This is a genomic window from Hanstruepera ponticola, assembly GCF_012931685.1.
GTDB classification, from domain to species: Bacteria; Bacteroidota; Bacteroidia; order Flavobacteriales; family Flavobacteriaceae; genus Hanstruepera; species Hanstruepera ponticola.
Window position 1 is genome coordinate 731168 of sequence record NZ_JABANC010000001.1, and the last position, 19554, is coordinate 750721.

Sequence of the window (19554 nt, forward strand, 5' to 3'; positions counted from 1 at the left end):
TTCGTAACTTACTTATCATGAATAAGATTGAACACATTGGTATTGCAGTAAAAGACTTAAAAAATTCTAACGATTTATTCGAAAAGTTGTTTGGCAAATCACATTATAAAATAGAAGAAGTGTTAAGTGAAGGTGTGAATACTTCTTTTTTTAAGATTGGAGAAAGTAAGATAGAGCTTTTAGAAGGCACAAATCCTGATAGTCCAATTTCAAAATTCATTGAAAAAAGAGGAGAGGGCATTCACCATATTGCTTTTGATGTAGATTGTATTGAATCTGAAATTGAAAGATTGGAAAACGAGGGTTTTACAGTTCTAAATAAAACACCAAAAAAAGGAGCCGATAATAAGTTGGTTGTGTTTTTACATCCTAAATCAACTAACGGTGTTCTTATTGAGTTATGCCAAGATATAAAGAAATAAAAAATCTTGTAGAGTTTTAAAATATGTAGTAATATTGCACACTCTTTAAGCAAGAGTGTATTAGTAAAACGCTAATAGGTCCTATAACTCAGTTGGTTAGAGTATCTGACTCATAATCAGAAAGTCCCTGGTTCGAGCCCAGGTGGGACCACAAAATAACCCTGTAAAACGTTGTTTTGCAGGGTTTTTCGGTTTTTTAGGGACAACAATAGGGACAACCGGTTCTTTGAAAATTAAAAAAAGAGCCTTTCAAAAAAGACTCTTTTTGAATTGATATTTAATGGTCGTGATTAGAGTGGTCTTCCGATTTCATTTCACCTGACTGATTCATCATCATTTCGTGGTCGTATTGACAACAACCTGGTAAATCTTTATAGGCTTCTTCACTTCCTGCAACTTTTTCGGTGTCGTAACCTGAAGCTGCTATTGCTTTATGAATTGCCATTGCATCTGTTTTGGTATCATCAAATGAGACATCAATCTTCTTTTTATCGACATCCCAATTGGCACTTGCAACACCTTCAACACTATTGGCTGCTTTTTCAATGGTACTTTTACACATACCACAATTTCCTCTTACTCCAAAAGATAAATCTGTCATTGCGATTTCTTTTGACACTTCTGTTGTTGTAGTATCTTCAACTTTTTTAGTTTCGTTTTTACAACTTGTTAAACCTAATGCTGCTATTGCAACTACACTTAAAATTACTTTCTTCATTGTTTAAAATTTAATTGTTATTACTTGATTTATTATTATTCTATTACTTGTTTTACTTCACCACAGGTTAGCATTGCTTCACCAAAATATGGATTGATTACTTTTTCTTCTTTACTCAACCAATATGCACCATTGTTGTTATCTGCCATAGGACAAAACTCCACATACACTTTTTCATTGACACCAAACAGTTGCACAGCATTTATTAAGTGTGATGATAGATGTTTGAAGTGGTCTCTTTGTTCTTTTATATCTGACGTTTTTGAAATGGATGTTGTAGAAGATTGTATTTCTTTTACTAATGACATCCAATGTGCGTGAGCATTATTGTCTGATAATAATTTCATATCAACTTTACCTAAATTGTCTAATAAACTTGTTGCATTAACTGAAGTAATTTTTGAATCTTCTTTTACTAAAGCATTTTTTAAATTGATATAATCATTGTAAACAACTTTTAATTGTTCTTGGAATTTCTCTGATACTGTCAATCTTTGGTTCATATTAGTATGGTCACTTTCTTTTTTTGATGTCTTATTATCCATTCCTAAATGTCCTTCGTGACCAGTCATTACTTTGCCACCATCTTTATTCATCATTGATTTTTTACCTTGTAATTGAGCTGCTGCATCAACTGTAAAAGTTCCGTTAGTTACGATTTCATTTCCAACAAATAATCCTTCTAAAACTTCATATTCATTACCAATTTGATTACCTAAAACAACTTCACGCATTTCAAAAACGGTTTGGTCTGGATTGGTTTTTAAATAGACAACAGAACGTTCACCTGTCCAAAGTACAGCAGATGCTGGAATTGTTAATACCTCATTATTACTACTTGAAACTCGTTCAATATTTGCGGTTACAAACATTCCTGGTTTAAATACATCGTTTTTGTTATTAAGCACCACACGTAAGGTTACTGTTCTTGTTTTAGTATTTAAAATTGGTTCAATAAAATCTACTTTCCCTTTAAATTCCTTATTAGCATAAGCGTTTGTAGTCACTAAAACTTCTTGTCCCTTTTTAAATAAATCGATTTGATTTTCATAGACATCAAAGTTTGCCCAAACCGTATTGAGATTTGCAATTTTAAGCAATGGTTGACCTTGTTTGATGTAGTCGCCTTGTTCTACTAATTTTTCGGTAACTGTACCTGAAACGGTTGCATAAACTGGAAAGTTTTCTTTTACTTTTTGAGTTTCTTCAATCTGATTGATTTGATTTTCAGATAGCTTCCACAACTTCAATTTATTACGAACCGCCTTGTATAATGCAGGTTGCGATTCCTTTAAAGATGATGCTGTAATTAGCTCTTGTTGTGCCGCATACAATTCTGGCGAATAAATAGTTGCTAATAGCTGACCTTTACGTACTTCTTCACCTGTAAAACTGACATTCAATCGTTCTATTCTACCCGAAAAATAACTGACTTGTACTGCGTTTGCTTCTTCATTTTCAGCAATTTTACCAGATAATTTAAGGCTGTTGCCATCAACATTTCCTTTGCCTACAACAGTTGTTTGAATATTGGCTAATGCCATCGCATTTTCAGTTAACTTGAATTGGTCTGCCAACAGACCATCACTTCCACTTTCGGCAGGAATTAAATCCATACCACAAATAGGACAATCACCTGGTTCTGGTTGCATAATTTGTGGATGCATAGAACACGTCCACATTTGATTGGTCTCTGCAACCTTATCGTGATTATGGTCTATTTCTTCTTTTGATGAACCACCAAATAGTATCCAACCCAAGAGCAAACCTACTGCCAATAAACCTATGTATATGACTATTTTATTATTTTTCATTTTCTAATCGTTTTATCATTGCTTTCATTTCTTCTATTTCCTTTTTCTGCGCTTTAATAATATCCTCTGCTAATTGTTTAACTTCTGGGTCTTTTATATCTGCTCTTTCGCTTGTTAGAATTGCTATGGAATGATGTGGTATCATACCCTTCATCCAAAGGACATCACCTACTGTTGATTTTTGATCACGTACTAAACCTAAAGCACCAAGGAAAAGGACGATGCTACCTAATACAATACCCAAATTTTTCCTCTTATTCGTGTACATATTCTTCATAAAGAAAAACATAATTAAAGCCATAGCTGCAATACCTAAACAGACCATATAAAATCGTGTTAGACTAAACCATACGTGGTCAAATTCATAAGTATTTAAGTACATTGTGATATACATTGCAACAAATGATGAGCCTAACATCAAAAAGAATTTAGTGTAATTGCTCATACCTTTATTATCGTTGTTTGTGTGTTCTTGTGTGTTCATAATATTTTGATTTTAATGGTTAAACTTTAATTGTTCTTAATCGTAGTGCATTACCTATTACAGAAACAGAGCTAAAACTCATCGCTAACGCAGCTATCATTGGCGAGAGTAGTATTCCGAAGAATGGAAACAACACACCTGCTGCAATAGGTACTCCTAATGTGTTATAAATAAGTGCAAAAAATAGATTCTGCTTAATATTCTTCATTACGGAATGACTTAAATTTTTAGCCTTTACTATTCCGTGTAAATCGCCTTTTACTAAAGTTATCATTGCACTTTCTATAGCAACATCTGTTCCTGTACCCATTGCAATACCTACATCACTTTTCGCTAATGCAGGCGCATCATTAATACCATCACCTGCCATAGCAACCACTTTTCCTTTTTCTTGCAGTTTCTCTACTTCTTTGAGTTTATCTTCTGGTAGCATACTGGCTTTGAAATCTGCCAAATTAAGTTCTGAAGCTACTGCTTGTGCGGTATCGTGATTATCGCCTGTAAGCATTATAACATCAATGCCTTTATCTTGAAGTATTTTAATTGCTTTGGCACTTGTTTCTTTTATTTTATCTCCTATAACTACATATCCTACAACGGTTTCATCTAATGATAAATAAGAAACTGTTTTACCCTGTTTTTGATAACATTTTGCTTCGTCTTTCATTTTAGAAGTAATATCTGCTTTGGCATATTCCATCATTTTAGGATTTCCTAATGCTACTTTTTTATCTTTTATTATAGCTTCAACACCTTTTCCTGTGACAGCACTAAAGTTTTCAGATTTTATTATTTCAGCGTTATGTTCCTTTCCATATTTAACTGTCGCTTCTGCCAAAGGATGTTCACTATTGGTATTTAATGAAACAATGTATTGAAGTAGCTCATTTTTGTTTAAAGTATCACTAAAAGCACCTACTGTTTCTACCGTTGGTTTTCCTTCTGTAATAGTTCCAGTTTTATCAACTATAAGTGTATTTACCTTATCCATTTTTTCAAGAGCTTCTGCATTTTTAATCAATACACCATTTTGAGCACCTTTGCCCACACCAACCATTACAGACATTGGTGTTGCTAAACCTAAAGCACAAGGACACGCAATGATTAGTACTGCAATTGCATTCACAAACGCATACACATAAACTGGTTCTGGACCCCAAATTGCCCAAACAATAAATGTGATAATAGAAATAAGAACTACAACTGGCACAAAATAACCTGATACCTTATCTGCTAAATTCTGAATAGGTGCGCGACTTCTACTGGCATGATTAACCATATGAATGATTTGTGAGAGTAACGTATCACTTCCTACTTTTTCCGCTTTCATCAAGAATGATTGATTCCCATTAATTGTTCCGCTACTTACTTTATCATCTTGAGATTTGTTTACAGGAATAGGTTCTCCCGTAATCATAGATTCGTCAATGGTTGTTTCACCTTGAGTTATTACACCATCCACAGGAATTTTATCACCTGGTTTTACTTTTAGAATATCTTTTAATTCTATCTTATCTATACTGACTTCAACTTCTTCACCATCTACCATTTTAATGGCTTTATTAGGTGCTAACTTTAATAATTCTTTTACTGCCGAATTGGTTTTGCTATGTGCACGCGCTTCTAACAACTGTCCTAAAAGCACCAAGGTTAGAATAACCGTTGCTGCCTCAAAATAGACGTGTACTGCACCTGATTCAGTTTTAAATTGTTCAGGAAATATATCTGGAAATAACATCCCAAACACACTAAATAACCAAGCCACACCTGCACCGATTCCAATGAGTGTGAACATATTGAGATTCCACGTTTTTATGCTTCTATAAGCACGTTCAAAAAACATCCAAGTCGCATAAAATACAACTGGAATGGATAAAGCAAACTGAATCCAATTCCAATATTTCTGTTCCATTATATCGTACAATGGATTGTTATTGAGCATTTCGCTCATAGCCATTAAGAATATTGGTAATGTGAATGCAGTTGCTATCCAAAACTTCTTCAATAATTTTTTATAGGTCTTTTCTTCTGCTGAAACATCTGGTTGCATTGGTACTAAATCCATACCGCAAATAGGGCACGAACCTGCTTCATCTTTGACAACTTCTGGGTGCATTGGACACGTCCATTGTTTTATTGAAGCTGTCGATAGATTTTGTTCTTCAACCAAATCCATTCCGCAAACAGGACAATCTCCTGCTTTATCATACGTTTTATCGCCTTCGCAATGCATAGGACAATAAAATGTACCTGTGCCTTTTGCTTTTGGTTGGTTTTCCTTTTTATCTTCTAAATGGTGATGATGTTCGCCTTGTTTATGAATACTGTATCTCCCACCATCATTTTTAAGAGCGTCTTGAAATGCCTCTATTGGAATATGTGATTCCATTTCGATTGTAGCTTCTGCCTTTTCTAAATTGACTGTTGCTTTTGAAACACCTTCCACTTTAGAAAGTGTTTCTTCTACGTGAGTACGACAACCGTTGCAAGTCATTCCGTGTATGTGATATGTGTGTTTCATTACTATTGTATTAAATAATTAATAATTGTGCTTTGCACATAGTAGCCCTTAATAGACTCTATTTGGTTCATTTGAAACTTTAATTGTAGTTCTTGAATATCCAAAACATCATTAAAGTCAATCGTACCTGTTTCGTAGCTTTTGATTAAGATGTCCTCTGCATCTTTGGCTTGTTTTAAGTTCTTGGCTTGTGTAGCATAACTTATTCTTGCAGAAATACGCTCATTAATCGCTTTACTTAATAGCGTTTCCAAAGTGTTTAATCGTTCTTGTTTTTGAGCTGTTATTTCTTGCTGTTCTAACTCATTTTGCTTGGTTTGAGATTTATATTTTTTATTAAAAATTGGGATTGACACCGAAACCATTGGCATCACAATATCTTTACCGTTATCCGAGAAATTCATATCTGGTCTTTCGGAAACATTGATATAGTCTAATCCAAAACCAATCATAGGACTGCCTTCTTTTTGGTTTAATAATTCTGATTGTTCTATGGACTGATAGAGTTTATCATACTTCAACAATTCAGGATGTAATGCTAAATTTTCAGTAATGATTTCAAAGTCTTCTGAAGGCATAATTAAACTATCTACTACAGTAACAGCAACATCATTTTCCCTATTCAAAAGATTATTCAAATTAGTTTGTTCTGCTAAAAACTGTTGACTTAAAACATCTTTCAGTTGTTGCATTTCATTTTGACGGATTTGTAATCGCAACACATCTACAGCAGATGCTTTACCAACCTCAACAGAGGTTAGTGCCAATGTCTCATAGGTTTCCAATAGTTTAATGTTTTCTGTTAGCACCTCTTGTTTTGCTTTATTGGCGTATAAATTATAATAGGATTGTGATACAGAAGCCATCAATTTTCGCTTTGCAATAACAATGTCTTCATATTTTGCATTAGCTAATGAACTGACATAATTTTCTCGTGAAGTAATTGTGCCAAACCACGGTAACATTTGTTTTGCTGATACTTTAAAGCGTTGCGCTCCTGTTCTCGTTTCTGGTTCGCTTACAAAATAACCTACACCAAATTCAGTATTAGGAATCGTATTGACTTCGTTTACCTTTTCTGAAACTCTTTTGTATTGCAACTCGAACTTTTGAATTTCGGGATTGTTAGTCAATGCTACATCAATAAGTGTTTCTAACTCTTGACTTTGTGCAGAAAACGCAAAGCATAAGAAACAAACAACAAAGACCGTTTTTATATTGATTTTTATATATTTCATTTTGTTGCTCTTTTAAGTTGAACTTCGGATTTCCAGCTATATAATACTGGCACTACAAATAGGGTTATTAAGGCTATGAGCATTCCGCCAAAACTTGGTATTGCCATTGGAATCATAATATCGCTTCCTCTCCCTGTAGATGTGAGTATTGGTAATAATGCTAATATGGTGGTTGCTGTTGTCATTAAACAAGGTCTGATACGTTTTTCTCCTGCTTCTACTATGGACGCTCTAATTTCCTTTTTATTCTCTGGTGTATTTCTATTAAAAGTTTGCGTTAAATACGTTGCCATTACTACACCATCATCTGTTGCAATACCAAAGAGTGCAATAAACCCAACCCAAACCGCTACACTTAAATTAATGGGATGCATCTGAAATAAGTCTCGCATATTTTCGCCAAAGAAATTGAAGTTTAAAAACCAATCTTGACCATAGAGCCATATCATTATAAATCCACCTGCAAACGCTACTGCGATACCTGTAAATACCATTAATGAGGTTGCCACAGAACGGAATTGGAAATACAGTATTAAAAAGATAATTGCCAATGCTAACGGTACAACAACAGATAATGTTTTTTCTGCTCGTAATTGATTTTCATACGTTCCTGTGAATGCATAGTTGATTCCTTTTGGAACTATTAATTCGCCTGAATCTATCTTTTCTTGGATTAATGCTTGTGCATTTTCAACAACGCTTACTTCTGCAAAACCATCTAATTTATCAAACAAGACATAACCTACTAAAAAGGTGTCTTCACTTTTAATGACTTGTGGACCTTGTTCGTAGCGAATGGTTGCCAATTCGCTTAATGGAACAGGACTACCTTTTTCAACTGGCACATAAATCTGTTGTAAGTCTGTTGGATTTGCTCGTAATTCTCTTGGGTATCGCACACGAACACCATATCGCTCACGACCTTCAACCGTTTGTGTTAATACCATACCACCAACTGCGACTTTTAATACATCCTGAACATCTTGTATAGAAATTCCGTAACGTGCAATTTTCTCTCTATCAATATCAATCAACAAATACGGTTTGCCAACAATACGGTCAGCAAAAACAGCTTCTTTTTTAACGCCTTCAGCTTCTTTGATAATGTTTTCCAATTGCACACCAAACGATTCAATTTGCTTTAAGTCTTGACCTTTTACTTTTATTCCCATAGGTGCTCGCATTCCTGTTTGAAGCATTACCAATCTCGTTTCAATGGGTTGTAATTTTGGTGCTGACGTAACACCTAGTAATTTGGTGACTCTTACGATTTCATTCCAAATATCGTCTGGTGATTCAATTTCTGGTCGCCAATTACGATAGTATTCGCCATCCTTGTATTCAATTAATTGAGACCTTTGGACATTTAATAAAGCTGATTTGATTATCGCTTTGTTCTCGACTGCACTCGAACTGACATCTATATTTTCGTTATGAATTAATCGACCATCCTTTAATTCAAACAAACCATCCTCATTTACTTTGTAACGTTGCCTTTCTCCATCTGCATTCATCATATACTCTGGCTTATACTGAATCATATTCTCGTACATTGATAGTGGTGCTGGGTCTAAAGCTGATTCTGTTCTTCCTGCTTTACCAACTACCGTTTCAATCTCTGGAATACTGGCTACTGCCATATCTAATTGCTGTAAAACTCGTTTGTTTTCTTCTACGCCAGAATGAGGCATTGAAGTTGGCATTAGTAGAAATGAGCCTTCATTTAAGGATGGCATAAACTCTTTACCAGTATTTTTCATAATGAAAAAACCTGCAATTACAATAGCTGTTGGTACAGATAAAAACAATAACTTATTATCTAAACACCACCTTAAAATACGTGTGTAATATTTGATGAATAATGAGAAAACACCTAATAAACCAAAACATATAACACTAACAAAAATGAGATTCCAGAAGATGCTTTTATCAACACCTAATGGTCTCCAATATTCGGCTAACTGAAATACTATCGCTGATACCGAAATAATAATATTGATAAGGTTGGCTTGTTTTTCTGATACTATTTCTTGTTGCTTTATAAGTGCAACAATTCCAAAACCAATCAATATTAGACCTAACCAATACCCATAGACTATTGCTACGATACCTAAAGCTATTAAAACACCATTTAAAACATATTTAAAAGTGTTTTTAATGCTTTTCTTTCTGAATAAAAATGCTGCAAATGGCGGTATTAAAAATAAAGCGACAATAATAGAGGCGGTTAAAGCAAAGGTTTTTGTAAAGGCTAATGGTCTAAATAATTTTCCTTCTGCGCCAATCATTGTAAATACAGGAATGAAACTGATTATTGTTGTCATTACTGCGGTTACTATTGCACCAGATACTTCGGCTGTGGCATTATATACTACTGTATTGATGGATTGTGTTCCATCATCTTCGTCCAAATGCCTAATAATGTTTTCTGAAAGTATGACACCGACATCGACCATTGTACCAATAGCAATTGCAATACCAGATAAAGCGACAATGTTTGCATCTACACCAAAGAACTTCATAGCTATAAACACCATTAAAACCGCAACAGGTAATAAGCCAGAAATTAATACTGATGCTCGAAGATTAAACACCATAATGATAATAACCAAAATGGTAATCAGTATTTCTAAAGTCAATGCCTCATTAAGCGTGCCTAATGTTTCTTGAATTAATACGGTTCTATCATAAAATGGTACTATTGTGACTTGTGATGTTCTACCATCTGCTAATACTTTTGAAGGTAATCCTGCACTTAATTCATTAATTTTTTCTTTTACATTATTGATTACTTCCATTGGGTTTGCTCCGTAACGAGCCACAACAACAGCACCTACAACTTCTGCACCTTCTTTATCTAATAATCCACGTCTGGTTGCAGGACCTAATGATACTTTTCCAATATCTTTGATTCGTATTGCTGTATAATCTTCGGAAGTAACGACTGCATTTTCTATGTCTTCAATAGATTTCACATAACCTAAACCACGTACTAAATATTCTGCATTATTAATTTCAATAGTTTGTGCACCGATGTCTTTATTGCTTTCCTTAACTGCTTTCACAATATGATGCAATCCAATATTATATTGACGCATCAATTCTGGATTAACATCGACTTGGTATTCTTGAACATAACCACCAATTGAAGCTACTTCTGATACTCCACTTGCAGAGGATAGCGCATATTTCACATAGTAATCTTGAATACTTCGTAGCTCTTGTAAATCCCAACCACCAGTTACGTTTCCGTTTTCATCACGTCCTTCAAGTGTGTACCAAAATATTTGTCCTAATCCTGTGGCATCTGGACCCAAAGCAGGATTAACACCTTCAGGTAATAAACCACTTGGTAATGAGTTTAGTTTTTCGAGAATACGACTTCTACTCCAGTAAAATTCTATGTCTTCTTCAAAAATGATATAGATACTTGAAAAGCCGAACATAGACGAACTACGAATGGTTTTTACTCCAGGAATACCTAACAAGGACGTGGTTAACGGATAGGTAATTTGGTCTTCTATATCTTGTGGTGAACGACCATCCCACTTTGTAAATACAATTTGTTGGTTTTCACCTATATCTGGAATTGCATCTACAGCTACAGGATTGCTTGGTAAAAATCCTGTATCCCAATTGAAAGGTGCATTTACTGTTCCCCATCCTACGAAAAGGACGAGTAGTAGTACTGCAACGAGTTTATTCTCAATAAGAAATTTGATTGCTTTATTAAGCATATTGTTTGATTATTAAACAGTTAGACATTGGCGTTGAGAAAACACCGAATACAACAAATTATCCACATAGCATAAAGCCATAGGATAACACAGTCTATTGTTTAAGAATCAAATTAAATACGTCTCGTCAATCTTGTAGATACGCCTTATGACGAGTGGCGGTTCGTATTTTTCGTATGAAGTAATGTCTTTATCAAAACCTTCGAAAAGGTTAATATAGGTATGAATAAATGAAGTAATGAATACCTGTTGCTCAAACGTAATTTTGTCAAATTGCAGTTGTAATTCGTCTTGACCTTCAATTGCTAATTGTTTATCATCGCAACAATTTTTCTTGGTAATAGAACATCCTTCAATAGCTGGTTTCTCCATTTCCATTCCGCAACCCTTGGCTTTTTGGAAAATAGCCGTTTCTACTAAAGCACCTCCACAATAATGCATATTCATAGTAAATGACATTGTAGAGAATAACACTACAAAAGCCATAACTAAAGACATTATTTTATGGAAAAACTTCTTCATACTAATTGTAAAGTTACGAAATTTTAACAAATGTTCATTTTGTTTAACAGAAGTTTAATGGTTAACTCCATCGTATTCGTTGTAGTCTAACTGCATTTAATATTGCTAATAATGCAACACCAACATCTGCAAAAACAGCTTCCCACATTGTGGCTAAACCGCCAGCTCCTAAAATTAAAACAATCACTTTTACTCCGAATGCTAAAATGATGTTTTGCCATACAATCTTACGAGTGGAACGACTAATTTTAATAGCCCTTACGACTTTTGAAGGTTGGTCTGTTTGAATGATAACATCTGCTGTTTCAATAGCGACATCACTTCCTAAACCACCCATTGCTATTCCTACATCACTTGCAGCTAAAACTGGTGCGTCATTAATACCATCACCTATAAAAGCAATTTTATTTTCAGGATTTTGTTTTAAAAGCTCAACTTCATTTAATTTATCTTCTGGTAACAAACCACCTTTAGCCTTTTCAATATTTAATTCTCTTGCTACTTGTTGGGTAATGGAATCCTTATCTCCAGAAAGCATCATTATATTATTAACACCAACTTTATGCAAGGCTGTAATTGTTTCTTTTGCATCTTCTTTTAATTCATCTGCAATGACAACATAACCTGCAAATTCATTGTCTATAGATACTAATACTATAGATTCTACAATAGTTTCTGTTTCCTCTAAAACTTTAATATTATTGGCTGACATTAGGGCTTTATTACCAACTAAAACAGTCTTACCATTTACTATACCTTTTAAACCTTTTCCTGCTATTTCTGTAACTTCGGAAGCCTCATAATCTGCGCCTTCATCTTTATATTCTAAAATAGCTTTTGCTATTGGATGTGTGGACTGTTCTTCCATAGCCATTAAGTACTTCATAAAATCGGATTCTTCCCAACCAATAGCCTTTACTTCCTTGATTTTAAAAACGCCTTTGGTTACCGTACCTGTCTTATCCATTACCAACGTGTTAATTTTGGTCATTGCATCTAAAAACGAAGCACCTTTAAATAAAATTCCATTTTTTGAAGCTGCACCTAATCCTCCGAAATAACCTAAAGGAATTGAAATCACCAAAGCACAAGGACAAGAAATTACAAGAAAAATCAAGGCACGATACAACCAATCTCTAAAGACATAATCATCTACAAAAAAGTATGGAAGAAACGTAACGCCTATTGCTAAAAACACAACAATTGGTGTGTAAATTCGAGCAAATTGTCTGATGAATAATTCTGTTTTAGATTTGCGAGCTGTTGCGTTCTGTACCATATCCAAAATCCGAGCAATGGAACTATCTTTAAATTCTTTGGTGGTTTCAATTTCAATTACTCCATCCATATTAATACTTCCAGCAAATACTTTTTCGCCTTTTGCAATAGTATCTGGTTTACTTTCGCCTGTTAATGCTGCTGTGTTGAATGAACCTTTATCGGAAAGTAGAATACCATCTAAAGGGATTTTTTCTCCAACACGTACTTGCACTTTTTCGCCAATTTCAACCGTTTCTGGACTTACAGACAAATAATCATTGTTGCGATATACCAGAGCTTCATTTGGTCTTACATCAAGTAAGGCTTTTATATTTCCTTTTGCTCTGTTAACTGCTGCATTCTGGAATAATTCCCCAACTGCATAAAACAACATTACTGCAACACCTTCAGGATATTCGCCAATAATAAAGGCTCCAATAGTGGCTATAGACATTAAAAAGAACTCTGTAAATACATCGCCTTTTTTAATACTTTCCCAACCTTCTTTTACAACAGGAAGTCCAACTGGTAAATAAGCAATACCATACCATATAATGCGAATCCAATCCTTGAAAAAAGCAACATCAAAATAGTCTAACCCAATACCAATAATTAGCATTGTAAAACTTATAATTGCTGGTACATAGGCTTTAATTTGATTTGAATTACCACTATGATTGTGACCATCATTGTGACTATGTTCTTTTTCAGGATTAGGCTTAATATCTCTTAAATTCAGCTTCTTTTTTTTCATAATAAAATTTATCTCATCCAAAGATGATAATTTAATAAGTGCAATGGAAGTGCATTTGTTATCTACTGCACTTATCACAAATACCTTTTACAACCAAGTTTACATTTTCCGAAACAAAGCCATCAGGTACTTTAATTTGAGGTATTTTATGGTCTGTTAAGCAAATGGTTTCATTACAGTTATTGCAATGAAAATGCAAATGTAAATCGGTTTCAATCTCGCAATTACAGCCGTTTTCACATAATGCATATTTAGTGATTCCAGTACCATCATCTATTTGATGCACAATATCCTTTTCCTCGAATGTTTTAATAGTTCTGTATAACGTCGTTCTATCTGCTTTTTCAAAAGCATTTTCTATATCACTTAATGTTACTGCAATTTCTTTTTCTGCAAGAAACTTATAAATTAACAAACGCATTGCCGTAACACGTATATCTTTTGACTCTAATAATTTTTCTATTGTTTGCATAATTTAATGTTCGTGTTCTGCTTCGCCTTTTTTCATTTCTGCTATAAGATAATACGCATTATTATAAGCAAACTTTGTATTTGGCTTTATATCTTCAGTAAATTGAATAGCTATCCAATTGCCATCTTTTGCTCCTAAAAGCACTTCAACTGGTTTAAAACTCCAATCTTCATTTTCTTTTTCTGCTGAAAACACAAAAAATTTATCACCTTCTTTTACTATCGCACTTTCGGGCAACGCCATAGTTTCTGTATTTTCAGTTTGAATTTTACCTTGGATATACATTCCAGGAATTAAGTTACCTTTTTTGTTTTCAATCTCAGCATGTACATGTACTGCTTTAGGATTATCTTCAAATGTTTTACTAACGGAATATATTTCAGCTATTAATTCTTCATCTTGTATTGTTTGTACATTAAAGGTTACTTTTTGACCTTTCTTAACTTTATACACATCTTTTTCAAACACCATTAAATCAGCATGAACATGATGTGTATTTACAATTTCAAAGAGTTCGGTTTGTGGTTCAACATATTGTCCTGTTTTTACTTCTACCTTTTGCACATAGCCTTCAATTGGACTTCGTAAGGAAATACTTTGAGCAATTGTTCCATTTCGTACTGATGACGTATTTATGTTTAATAGTTTCAATTGCGCTTCCAATCCCTTAACCACAGCTTTAGAGGCTTCATATTCTGCTTCAGCTTTTTGGTAATTTGCACCAGATCCAACTCCTGCATCATATAATTTTTGTTGACGCTCAAAGTTCTTCTTTAAAAAATTACTATTGCTAAAAGCATTCAAATAATCGGTTTGCATTTGGATAATATTTGGATGTGAAAGATAAGCTACCACTTGATCTTTGTTCACCTTATCGCCTTCAATCACTTTTATGGATACCACGTTTGCACCAACAACTGATGTTATTGCAGCTTCACTTTGTGGTGGCACTTCTAATGTGCCATTGGCTTCCACATAGCCACTCATATTACGCAATGCAATTGTGTCTATCTTCATTTTTAAGGCTTCAAACTGTTGTTCTGAAAGCATCACTTCTTCGCCTTTGCTATGGTCATCGTTTTCTTCAATCTTTTGTTCTTCGTTATGGGAATGACCATCACCTTCTTTATGGCTTTCTTTATTTCCGCAAGCAACAACTAAAAATGAAACTGTTAGTAGTGCTAAAATTATATATCGTGTGTTTTTCATTGTCTTATTGATTAAAATATTGTAGTTGAAATGTGCTTTCTAAATAATTTATTAATGCTTCTTGAGATTGTAATTCAGATTGAATAGCTTCTTTTATAAGTTGTGTAAACGCTGTGTAATCAATCTCTCCTTCTTTATAAGCAAACAAAGCACCAGTTTTTTGCTCTTTAATAAGTGGTAATACTTCATCCTTATAGAACAGCCAAGATGTTTTCCATTTTTGGTGATTTTCTTTGGCTTGATTAAATTTAGATTGCACTTCCTTTTGCTTGAACTGCATATTTGATTCGGCAATTTGCCTATCAATTTTTGCAGTTCTAACTTGTGCTTTTGTTGTACCAGATAAAAACGGTATTGAAATACCAGCTTGATAGGTATAAAACCCTGAATTTCCGTTTACTTTTTGCAAACCACCTTGAAGGTTTAACTTTGGTAAATTTTCAGCTTTGGCAGCTTTAAAGTTTGCTTCTGCCTCTGCGAGTTGAAGTTGAGAAACAGTATATAAAGGGTGTGCTTCTATACTAAAGGATTCTACATATATTTCGCTCTCTATATCAATTTCATCTGAAACCGTATAAAAATCATCTGAAATCAACCACAAGTTTAATTGTTGTAAAGCAATAACATATTCGCTTTTTGATTGCAAAAATTTATTCTGAATCAGTAAGGCTTGATTTTTGGCTGCTGCATATTCCAGTTTAGAAATGGCTTCGACTTCATAATTTAAAGCAACTGCTTTTTCAAAGTTGGTATAGATGGAATCTAACTCTTTGTATAAATTATAATTCCTTTTACTCTGTAAAGCATTTGCCCACGCTTTCTTTACTTCCAGTTCTAAATCTAATTCTGAAAGCTGAAACGCTTTTTGAGCTAACTGAATGCGTTGCTCCAGTAATTTTCTCTTTGGTGCTATACCAAATACATCAATATTTGATTGACCAACTCCAATAGTGGTGTAAATACCATTTCCGTTATTGATTTCTTCACCTCCCGTAAAAATTTGGGTAGTACCAAAATCGAAAGCAGTTCCTTTTAATTGTTGTTGCTTATCAATTTCGAGTTGTTGTTGTTTTAAACTTGGATAGTTTTCTTTAGCCAATTTTACAGCTTCTTGCATCGAAATAATTGGTAACGAATCATTTATTTTTTGCGCATTTCCTGTTATTGGCAACAAAAACATAAAAGCCACCATAGCAGTAACTGTAATTACCTTTTTGTTAGCCCTAAAATTGAATGATTTGTTTTCTACCCAATGATATAATATAGGTAAAACGAATAATGTTAATAGTGTAGAGGTTAACAAACCACCAATTACAACGGTTGCTAAAGGTCGCTGAACTTCTGCACCAGCCGATGCTGAAATTGCCATAGGTAGAAAGCCTAAAACATCTGTAAAAGCAGTTAACATTATAGGTCTGATTCTTCGCTTTGTACCTTCTATAATTCTATCTTTTAGATTGGTAACTCCTTCTTCTTTTAACTCATTCAAACCACTAATCATTACTAATCCGTTTAATACTGCAACACCAAACAACACAATAAAACCAACACCTGCCGAAATACTAAAAGGCATATCACGCAACCATAACGCTACAACACCTCCAATGGTTGCCATTGGGATTGCTATATAAATCATCAAGGTTTGTGGTAAGGATTTTAATGCAAAATAAATCAGTACAAAAATGAGTAACAAGGCAATAGGAACAACAGTTTGTAAACGGTTACTGGCACGTTCTAAATTTTCAAAAGCACCACCATAACGAATGAAATAACCTGATGGTAGTTCTAATTGTGCATCTAATTTAGTTTTAATTTCTTCTACCAATGATTTTACATCACGACCTCTAACATTAACACCTACATAAGTTCTTCTGTTGGTATTGTCTCTACTGATTTGCATTGGACCAGCTTTGTAGCTAACATCCGCAATTTCACGTAATGGAATTTGAGTGCCAGAAGGTAGATTAATGTAGAGGTTTTGAACATCTGTTATGTCTTTACGATTACGAGAACTTAACCTAACCACTAAATCAAACCGCTTTTCACCTTCAAAAATAACACCTGCTGTTCCACCTGCAAATGCTGATTGTACAATTTGGTTTAAGGTATTAATTTGAAGTCCGTATTGTGCCAATTTATTTCTATTATATGAAATGGTCATTTGCGGTAGGCCTGTTGTAGCTTCCGCTTTCATATCGCCAATACCTTCTGTACCAGCAATAATTTTAGATATTTCTTCTGCCTTTTGAGATAGCACCTCTATATCTTCACCATAAAGTTTAATAGCAATGTCTTCACGAACACCTTCAAGCAGTTCATTAAATCGCATTTCAATAGGTTGTGTAAACTCATAGTTAACACCAGGAATTATTTCCACAGCTTCCTTCATTTTTTCAATGAGTTCGTCTTTTGTTTCAACGGTAGTCCATTCGCTTTTTGGCTTTAGAATTACAAAAACATCGGCTAAATCCATTGGCATTGGGTCTGTTGGAATTTCGGCAACACCAATTCGACTGACTATTTTTTCAACTTCTGGAAACTTTGCTTTTACAATTTGTTCAATTTTTGTAGTTGTTTCAATAGTTTCAGTAAGAGAACTACCTGGTTTTAAAATGGCGTGAAATGCAATGTCGCCCTCATCCAGTTGCGGTATAAATTCACCACCCATTCTTGTGAACATAAAGACTGTAATTCCGAATAGCACGACTGCAATACCAATAATCCATTTTCCTTTTTGCAATGCCTTTACCAATAAGGGTTGGTACTTATCCTCAACCCAATGCACAAATCTATCACCATACGAATTCTTATCGTTTTTTGGTGCTCGTAACACCAATGCAGACATCATTGGTACGTAGGTTAAACATAGCACCATTGCACCAATCATCGCAAAAATAAAGGTCAATGCCATTGGTTTGAACATTTTCCCTTCAATACCTTCTAATGCTAATATTGGTAGAAATACAATTAGAATAATTAACTGACCAAAAAAGGCAGCATTCATCATTTTTTTTGAGGCATTTGCTGCTACACCATCACGTTCTTTGGAAGTCAATTTTTTCTTCTTATAGAGTTGGGAAGCAATTAGAAAAACGGTACTTTCTACAATAATTACAGCACCATCGACAATGATTCCGAAATCTATTGCTCCCAGGCTCATTAAGTTAGCCCAAACATCAAAAACATTCATTAGTATAAATGCGAATAATAGTGATAATGGAATTGTTGAAGCAACGATTAAACCACCTCGCCAATTGCCTAATAAGAAAATAAGAACAAATATCACTATTAATGCACCTTCAATGAGGTTGGTAGCAACCGTTGAAGTTGTTTCTGCTATTAATTTACTTCGGTCTAACAAAGGTTCGATAATCACCCCTTCTGGTAATGATTTTTCGATTTGAGCCATTCGTACTTTTACATTCTCAATAACATCGTTTGAATTAGCACCTTTAAGCATCATAACCAAACCACCAACTACTTCGCCTTCGCCATCTTGGGTTAAAGCACCATAACGAATAGCAGCACCAAATTGTACCGTAGCAATGTCGCCAACGGTAATTGGAATATTGTTTGTGTTTTTAACCGTAATCTTTTTAATATCCTCTAAACTACGTACCAAACCTTCTCCACGAATAAAATTGGCTTGATGGTTCTTTTCAATGTATGCTCCACCTGTGTTTTGATTGTTGGCTTCAAGTGCTTCAAAAACATCGGTAATTGTTAAACCAATAGCTTTTAGTTCGTTTGGGTCTACAGCAACTTCGTATTGTTTAATTTTTCCACCTATGGCGTTTACTTCAACAACACCTTCGACCATAGCCATTTGACGCTGTACAATCCAATCTTGCATTGTGCGCAAATCAGTAACCGAATATTTGTCTTTATACTCTGGTTTTACTTTAAGTGTGTATTGATAAATTTCTCCTAATCCAGAAGAGATAGGTCCCATAGCAGGTTCGCCAAAACCACTTGGGATTTGTTCTTTGACTTCGTTTAGTTTTTCAGCTACTAATTGACGCGGTAGATACGTTCCCATATCATCGTCAAAAACTATAGTAACCACAGATAAACCAAAACGAGAAATGGAACGGATTTCCTTTACATCAGGTAAGTTACTCATTGCGACTTCCACAGGGTAGGTTACAAATTGTTCAATGTCCTCTGTACCTAAATTGGGTGCTTGCGTAATGACTTGTACTTGATTATTGGTAATATCTGGAACAGCATCGATGGGCACTTGGGTCATACTCCAAATACCTGCTCCAACAATGGTAAGCGTTAGCAAACCAATAATGAATTTGTTATTGATTGAAAAATCAATGATTTTATTAATCATAGAAAATGTTTTAATTCAGTTAAACTTTTCGGTACAATTCAGATATAGAAAATAGAATTACACG

General features: G+C 34.3%; 12 protein-coding genes and 1 tRNA gene. 2 read left to right on the forward strand and 11 right to left on the reverse strand.

Going from position 1 to position 19554, the window contains the following annotated elements; all coding sequences use genetic code 11:
- Positions 1-17 precede the first annotated feature (17 nt).
- Together mce and HGK31_RS03255 are read left to right on the forward strand one after the other, a co-directional pair.
- Positions 18-422 (forward strand): methylmalonyl-CoA epimerase, encoded by a 405-nt coding sequence (gene mce / locus HGK31_RS03250; RefSeq protein WP_191858464.1) that lies wholly within the window; start codon positions 18-20, stop codon positions 420-422.
- Between the two features lie 77 nt (positions 423-499).
- Positions 500-573: transfer RNA gene (locus tag HGK31_RS03255), tRNA-Ile, on the forward strand.
- A gap of 126 nt (positions 574-699) precedes the next feature.
- Here the strand turns inward: HGK31_RS03255 and HGK31_RS03260 are convergent.
- The 11 genes from HGK31_RS03260 to HGK31_RS03310 all read right to left on the reverse strand — a co-directional run bounded on the left by HGK31_RS03260 (position 700) and on the right by HGK31_RS03310 (position 19490).
- Positions 700-1140, reverse strand: coding sequence for a heavy-metal-associated domain-containing protein (locus HGK31_RS03260; RefSeq protein ID WP_191858465.1), 441 nt, complete (start codon positions 1138-1140; stop codon positions 700-702).
- 35 nt (positions 1141-1175) lie between these two features.
- Positions 1176-2954, reverse strand: a complete 1779-nt coding sequence (locus HGK31_RS03265; protein ID WP_191858466.1) for an efflux RND transporter periplasmic adaptor subunit — start codon at positions 2952-2954, stop codon at positions 1176-1178.
- Positions 2944-3438: a DUF305 domain-containing protein gene (locus HGK31_RS03270; RefSeq protein ID WP_191858467.1), complete on the reverse strand. Its 495-nt coding sequence runs from the start codon at positions 3436-3438 to the stop codon at positions 2944-2946. Before HGK31_RS03270 ends, HGK31_RS03265 begins: the two co-directional genes overlap by 11 nt.
- A gap of 19 nt (positions 3439-3457) precedes the next feature.
- Positions 3458-5959 carry a heavy metal translocating P-type ATPase gene (locus HGK31_RS03275; RefSeq protein ID WP_191858468.1) on the reverse strand — a complete coding sequence of 834 codons (2502 nt, stop codon included), beginning with the start codon at positions 5957-5959 and terminating at the stop codon, positions 3458-3460.
- A 2-nt stretch (positions 5960-5961) separates the two neighbouring features.
- Complete coding sequence (locus tag HGK31_RS03280) at positions 5962-7197, reverse strand: TolC family protein (RefSeq protein WP_191858469.1); 1236 nt, start codon at positions 7195-7197, stop codon at positions 5962-5964.
- Positions 7194-10934, reverse strand: a complete 3741-nt coding sequence (locus tag HGK31_RS03285) for an efflux RND transporter permease subunit (protein WP_191858470.1) — start codon at positions 10932-10934, stop codon at positions 7194-7196. The genes HGK31_RS03280 and HGK31_RS03285 overlap by 4 nt, the downstream gene beginning before the upstream one ends.
- A 108-nt stretch (positions 10935-11042) precedes the next feature.
- A complete protein-coding gene (locus HGK31_RS03290) occupies positions 11043-11456 on the reverse strand; it encodes an HYC_CC_PP family protein (protein ID WP_233450964.1) in 414 nt (137 codons plus the stop codon).
- Between the two features lie 61 nt (positions 11457-11517).
- Complete coding sequence (locus HGK31_RS03295) at positions 11518-13470, reverse strand: heavy metal translocating P-type ATPase (protein ID WP_191858471.1); 1953 nt, start codon at positions 13468-13470, stop codon at positions 11518-11520.
- Between the two features lie 58 nt (positions 13471-13528).
- Positions 13529-13942, reverse strand: a complete 414-nt coding sequence (locus HGK31_RS03300; protein ID WP_191858472.1) for a Fur family transcriptional regulator — start codon at positions 13940-13942, stop codon at positions 13529-13531.
- A 3-nt stretch (positions 13943-13945) separates the two neighbouring features.
- Positions 13946-15151: an efflux RND transporter periplasmic adaptor subunit gene (locus HGK31_RS03305; RefSeq protein WP_191858473.1), complete on the reverse strand. Its 1206-nt coding sequence runs from the start codon at positions 15149-15151 to the stop codon at positions 13946-13948.
- 4 nt (positions 15152-15155) lie between these two features.
- On the reverse strand, positions 15156-19490 hold the full coding sequence (locus HGK31_RS03310; RefSeq protein WP_191858474.1) for a CusA/CzcA family heavy metal efflux RND transporter: 4335 nt from the start codon (positions 19488-19490) through the stop codon (positions 15156-15158).
- Positions 19491-19554: the final 64 nt, after the last annotated feature.

Bases quoted from the DNA above. Each gene is read 5' to 3' on its own strand.
- HGK31_RS03300 (WP_191858472.1), bottom strand. From the start codon at position 13,942: ATGCAAACAATAGAAAAATTATTAGAGTCAAAAGATATACGTGTTACG.
- HGK31_RS03280 (WP_191858469.1), bottom strand. From the start codon at position 7,197: ATGAAATATATAAAAATCAATATAAAAACGGTCTTTGTTGTTTGTTTC.
- HGK31_RS03285 (WP_191858470.1), bottom strand. From the start codon at position 10,934: ATGCTTAATAAAGCAATCAAATTTCTTATTGAGAATAAACTCGTTGCA.
- HGK31_RS03265 (WP_191858466.1), bottom strand. From the start codon at position 2,954: ATGAAAAATAATAAAATAGTCATATACATAGGTTTATTGGCAGTAGGT.
- HGK31_RS03270 (WP_191858467.1), bottom strand. From the start codon at position 3,438: ATGAACACACAAGAACACACAAACAACGATAATAAAGGTATGAGCAAT.
- HGK31_RS03260 (WP_191858465.1), bottom strand. From the start codon at position 1,140: ATGAAGAAAGTAATTTTAAGTGTAGTTGCAATAGCAGCATTAGGTTTA.
- HGK31_RS03275 (WP_191858468.1), bottom strand. From the start codon at position 5,959: ATGAAACACACATATCACATACACGGAATGACTTGCAACGGTTGTCGT.
- HGK31_RS03290 (WP_233450964.1), bottom strand. From the start codon at position 11,456: ATGAAGAAGTTTTTCCATAAAATAATGTCTTTAGTTATGGCTTTTGTA.
- mce (WP_191858464.1), top strand. From the start codon at position 18: ATGAATAAGATTGAACACATTGGTATTGCAGTAAAAGACTTAAAAAAT.
- HGK31_RS03305 (WP_191858473.1), bottom strand. From the start codon at position 15,151: ATGAAAAACACACGATATATAATTTTAGCACTACTAACAGTTTCATTT.
- HGK31_RS03310 (WP_191858474.1), bottom strand. From the start codon at position 19,490: ATGATTAATAAAATCATTGATTTTTCAATCAATAACAAATTCATTATT.
- HGK31_RS03295 (WP_191858471.1), bottom strand. From the start codon at position 13,470: ATGAAAAAAAAGAAGCTGAATTTAAGAGATATTAAGCCTAATCCTGAA.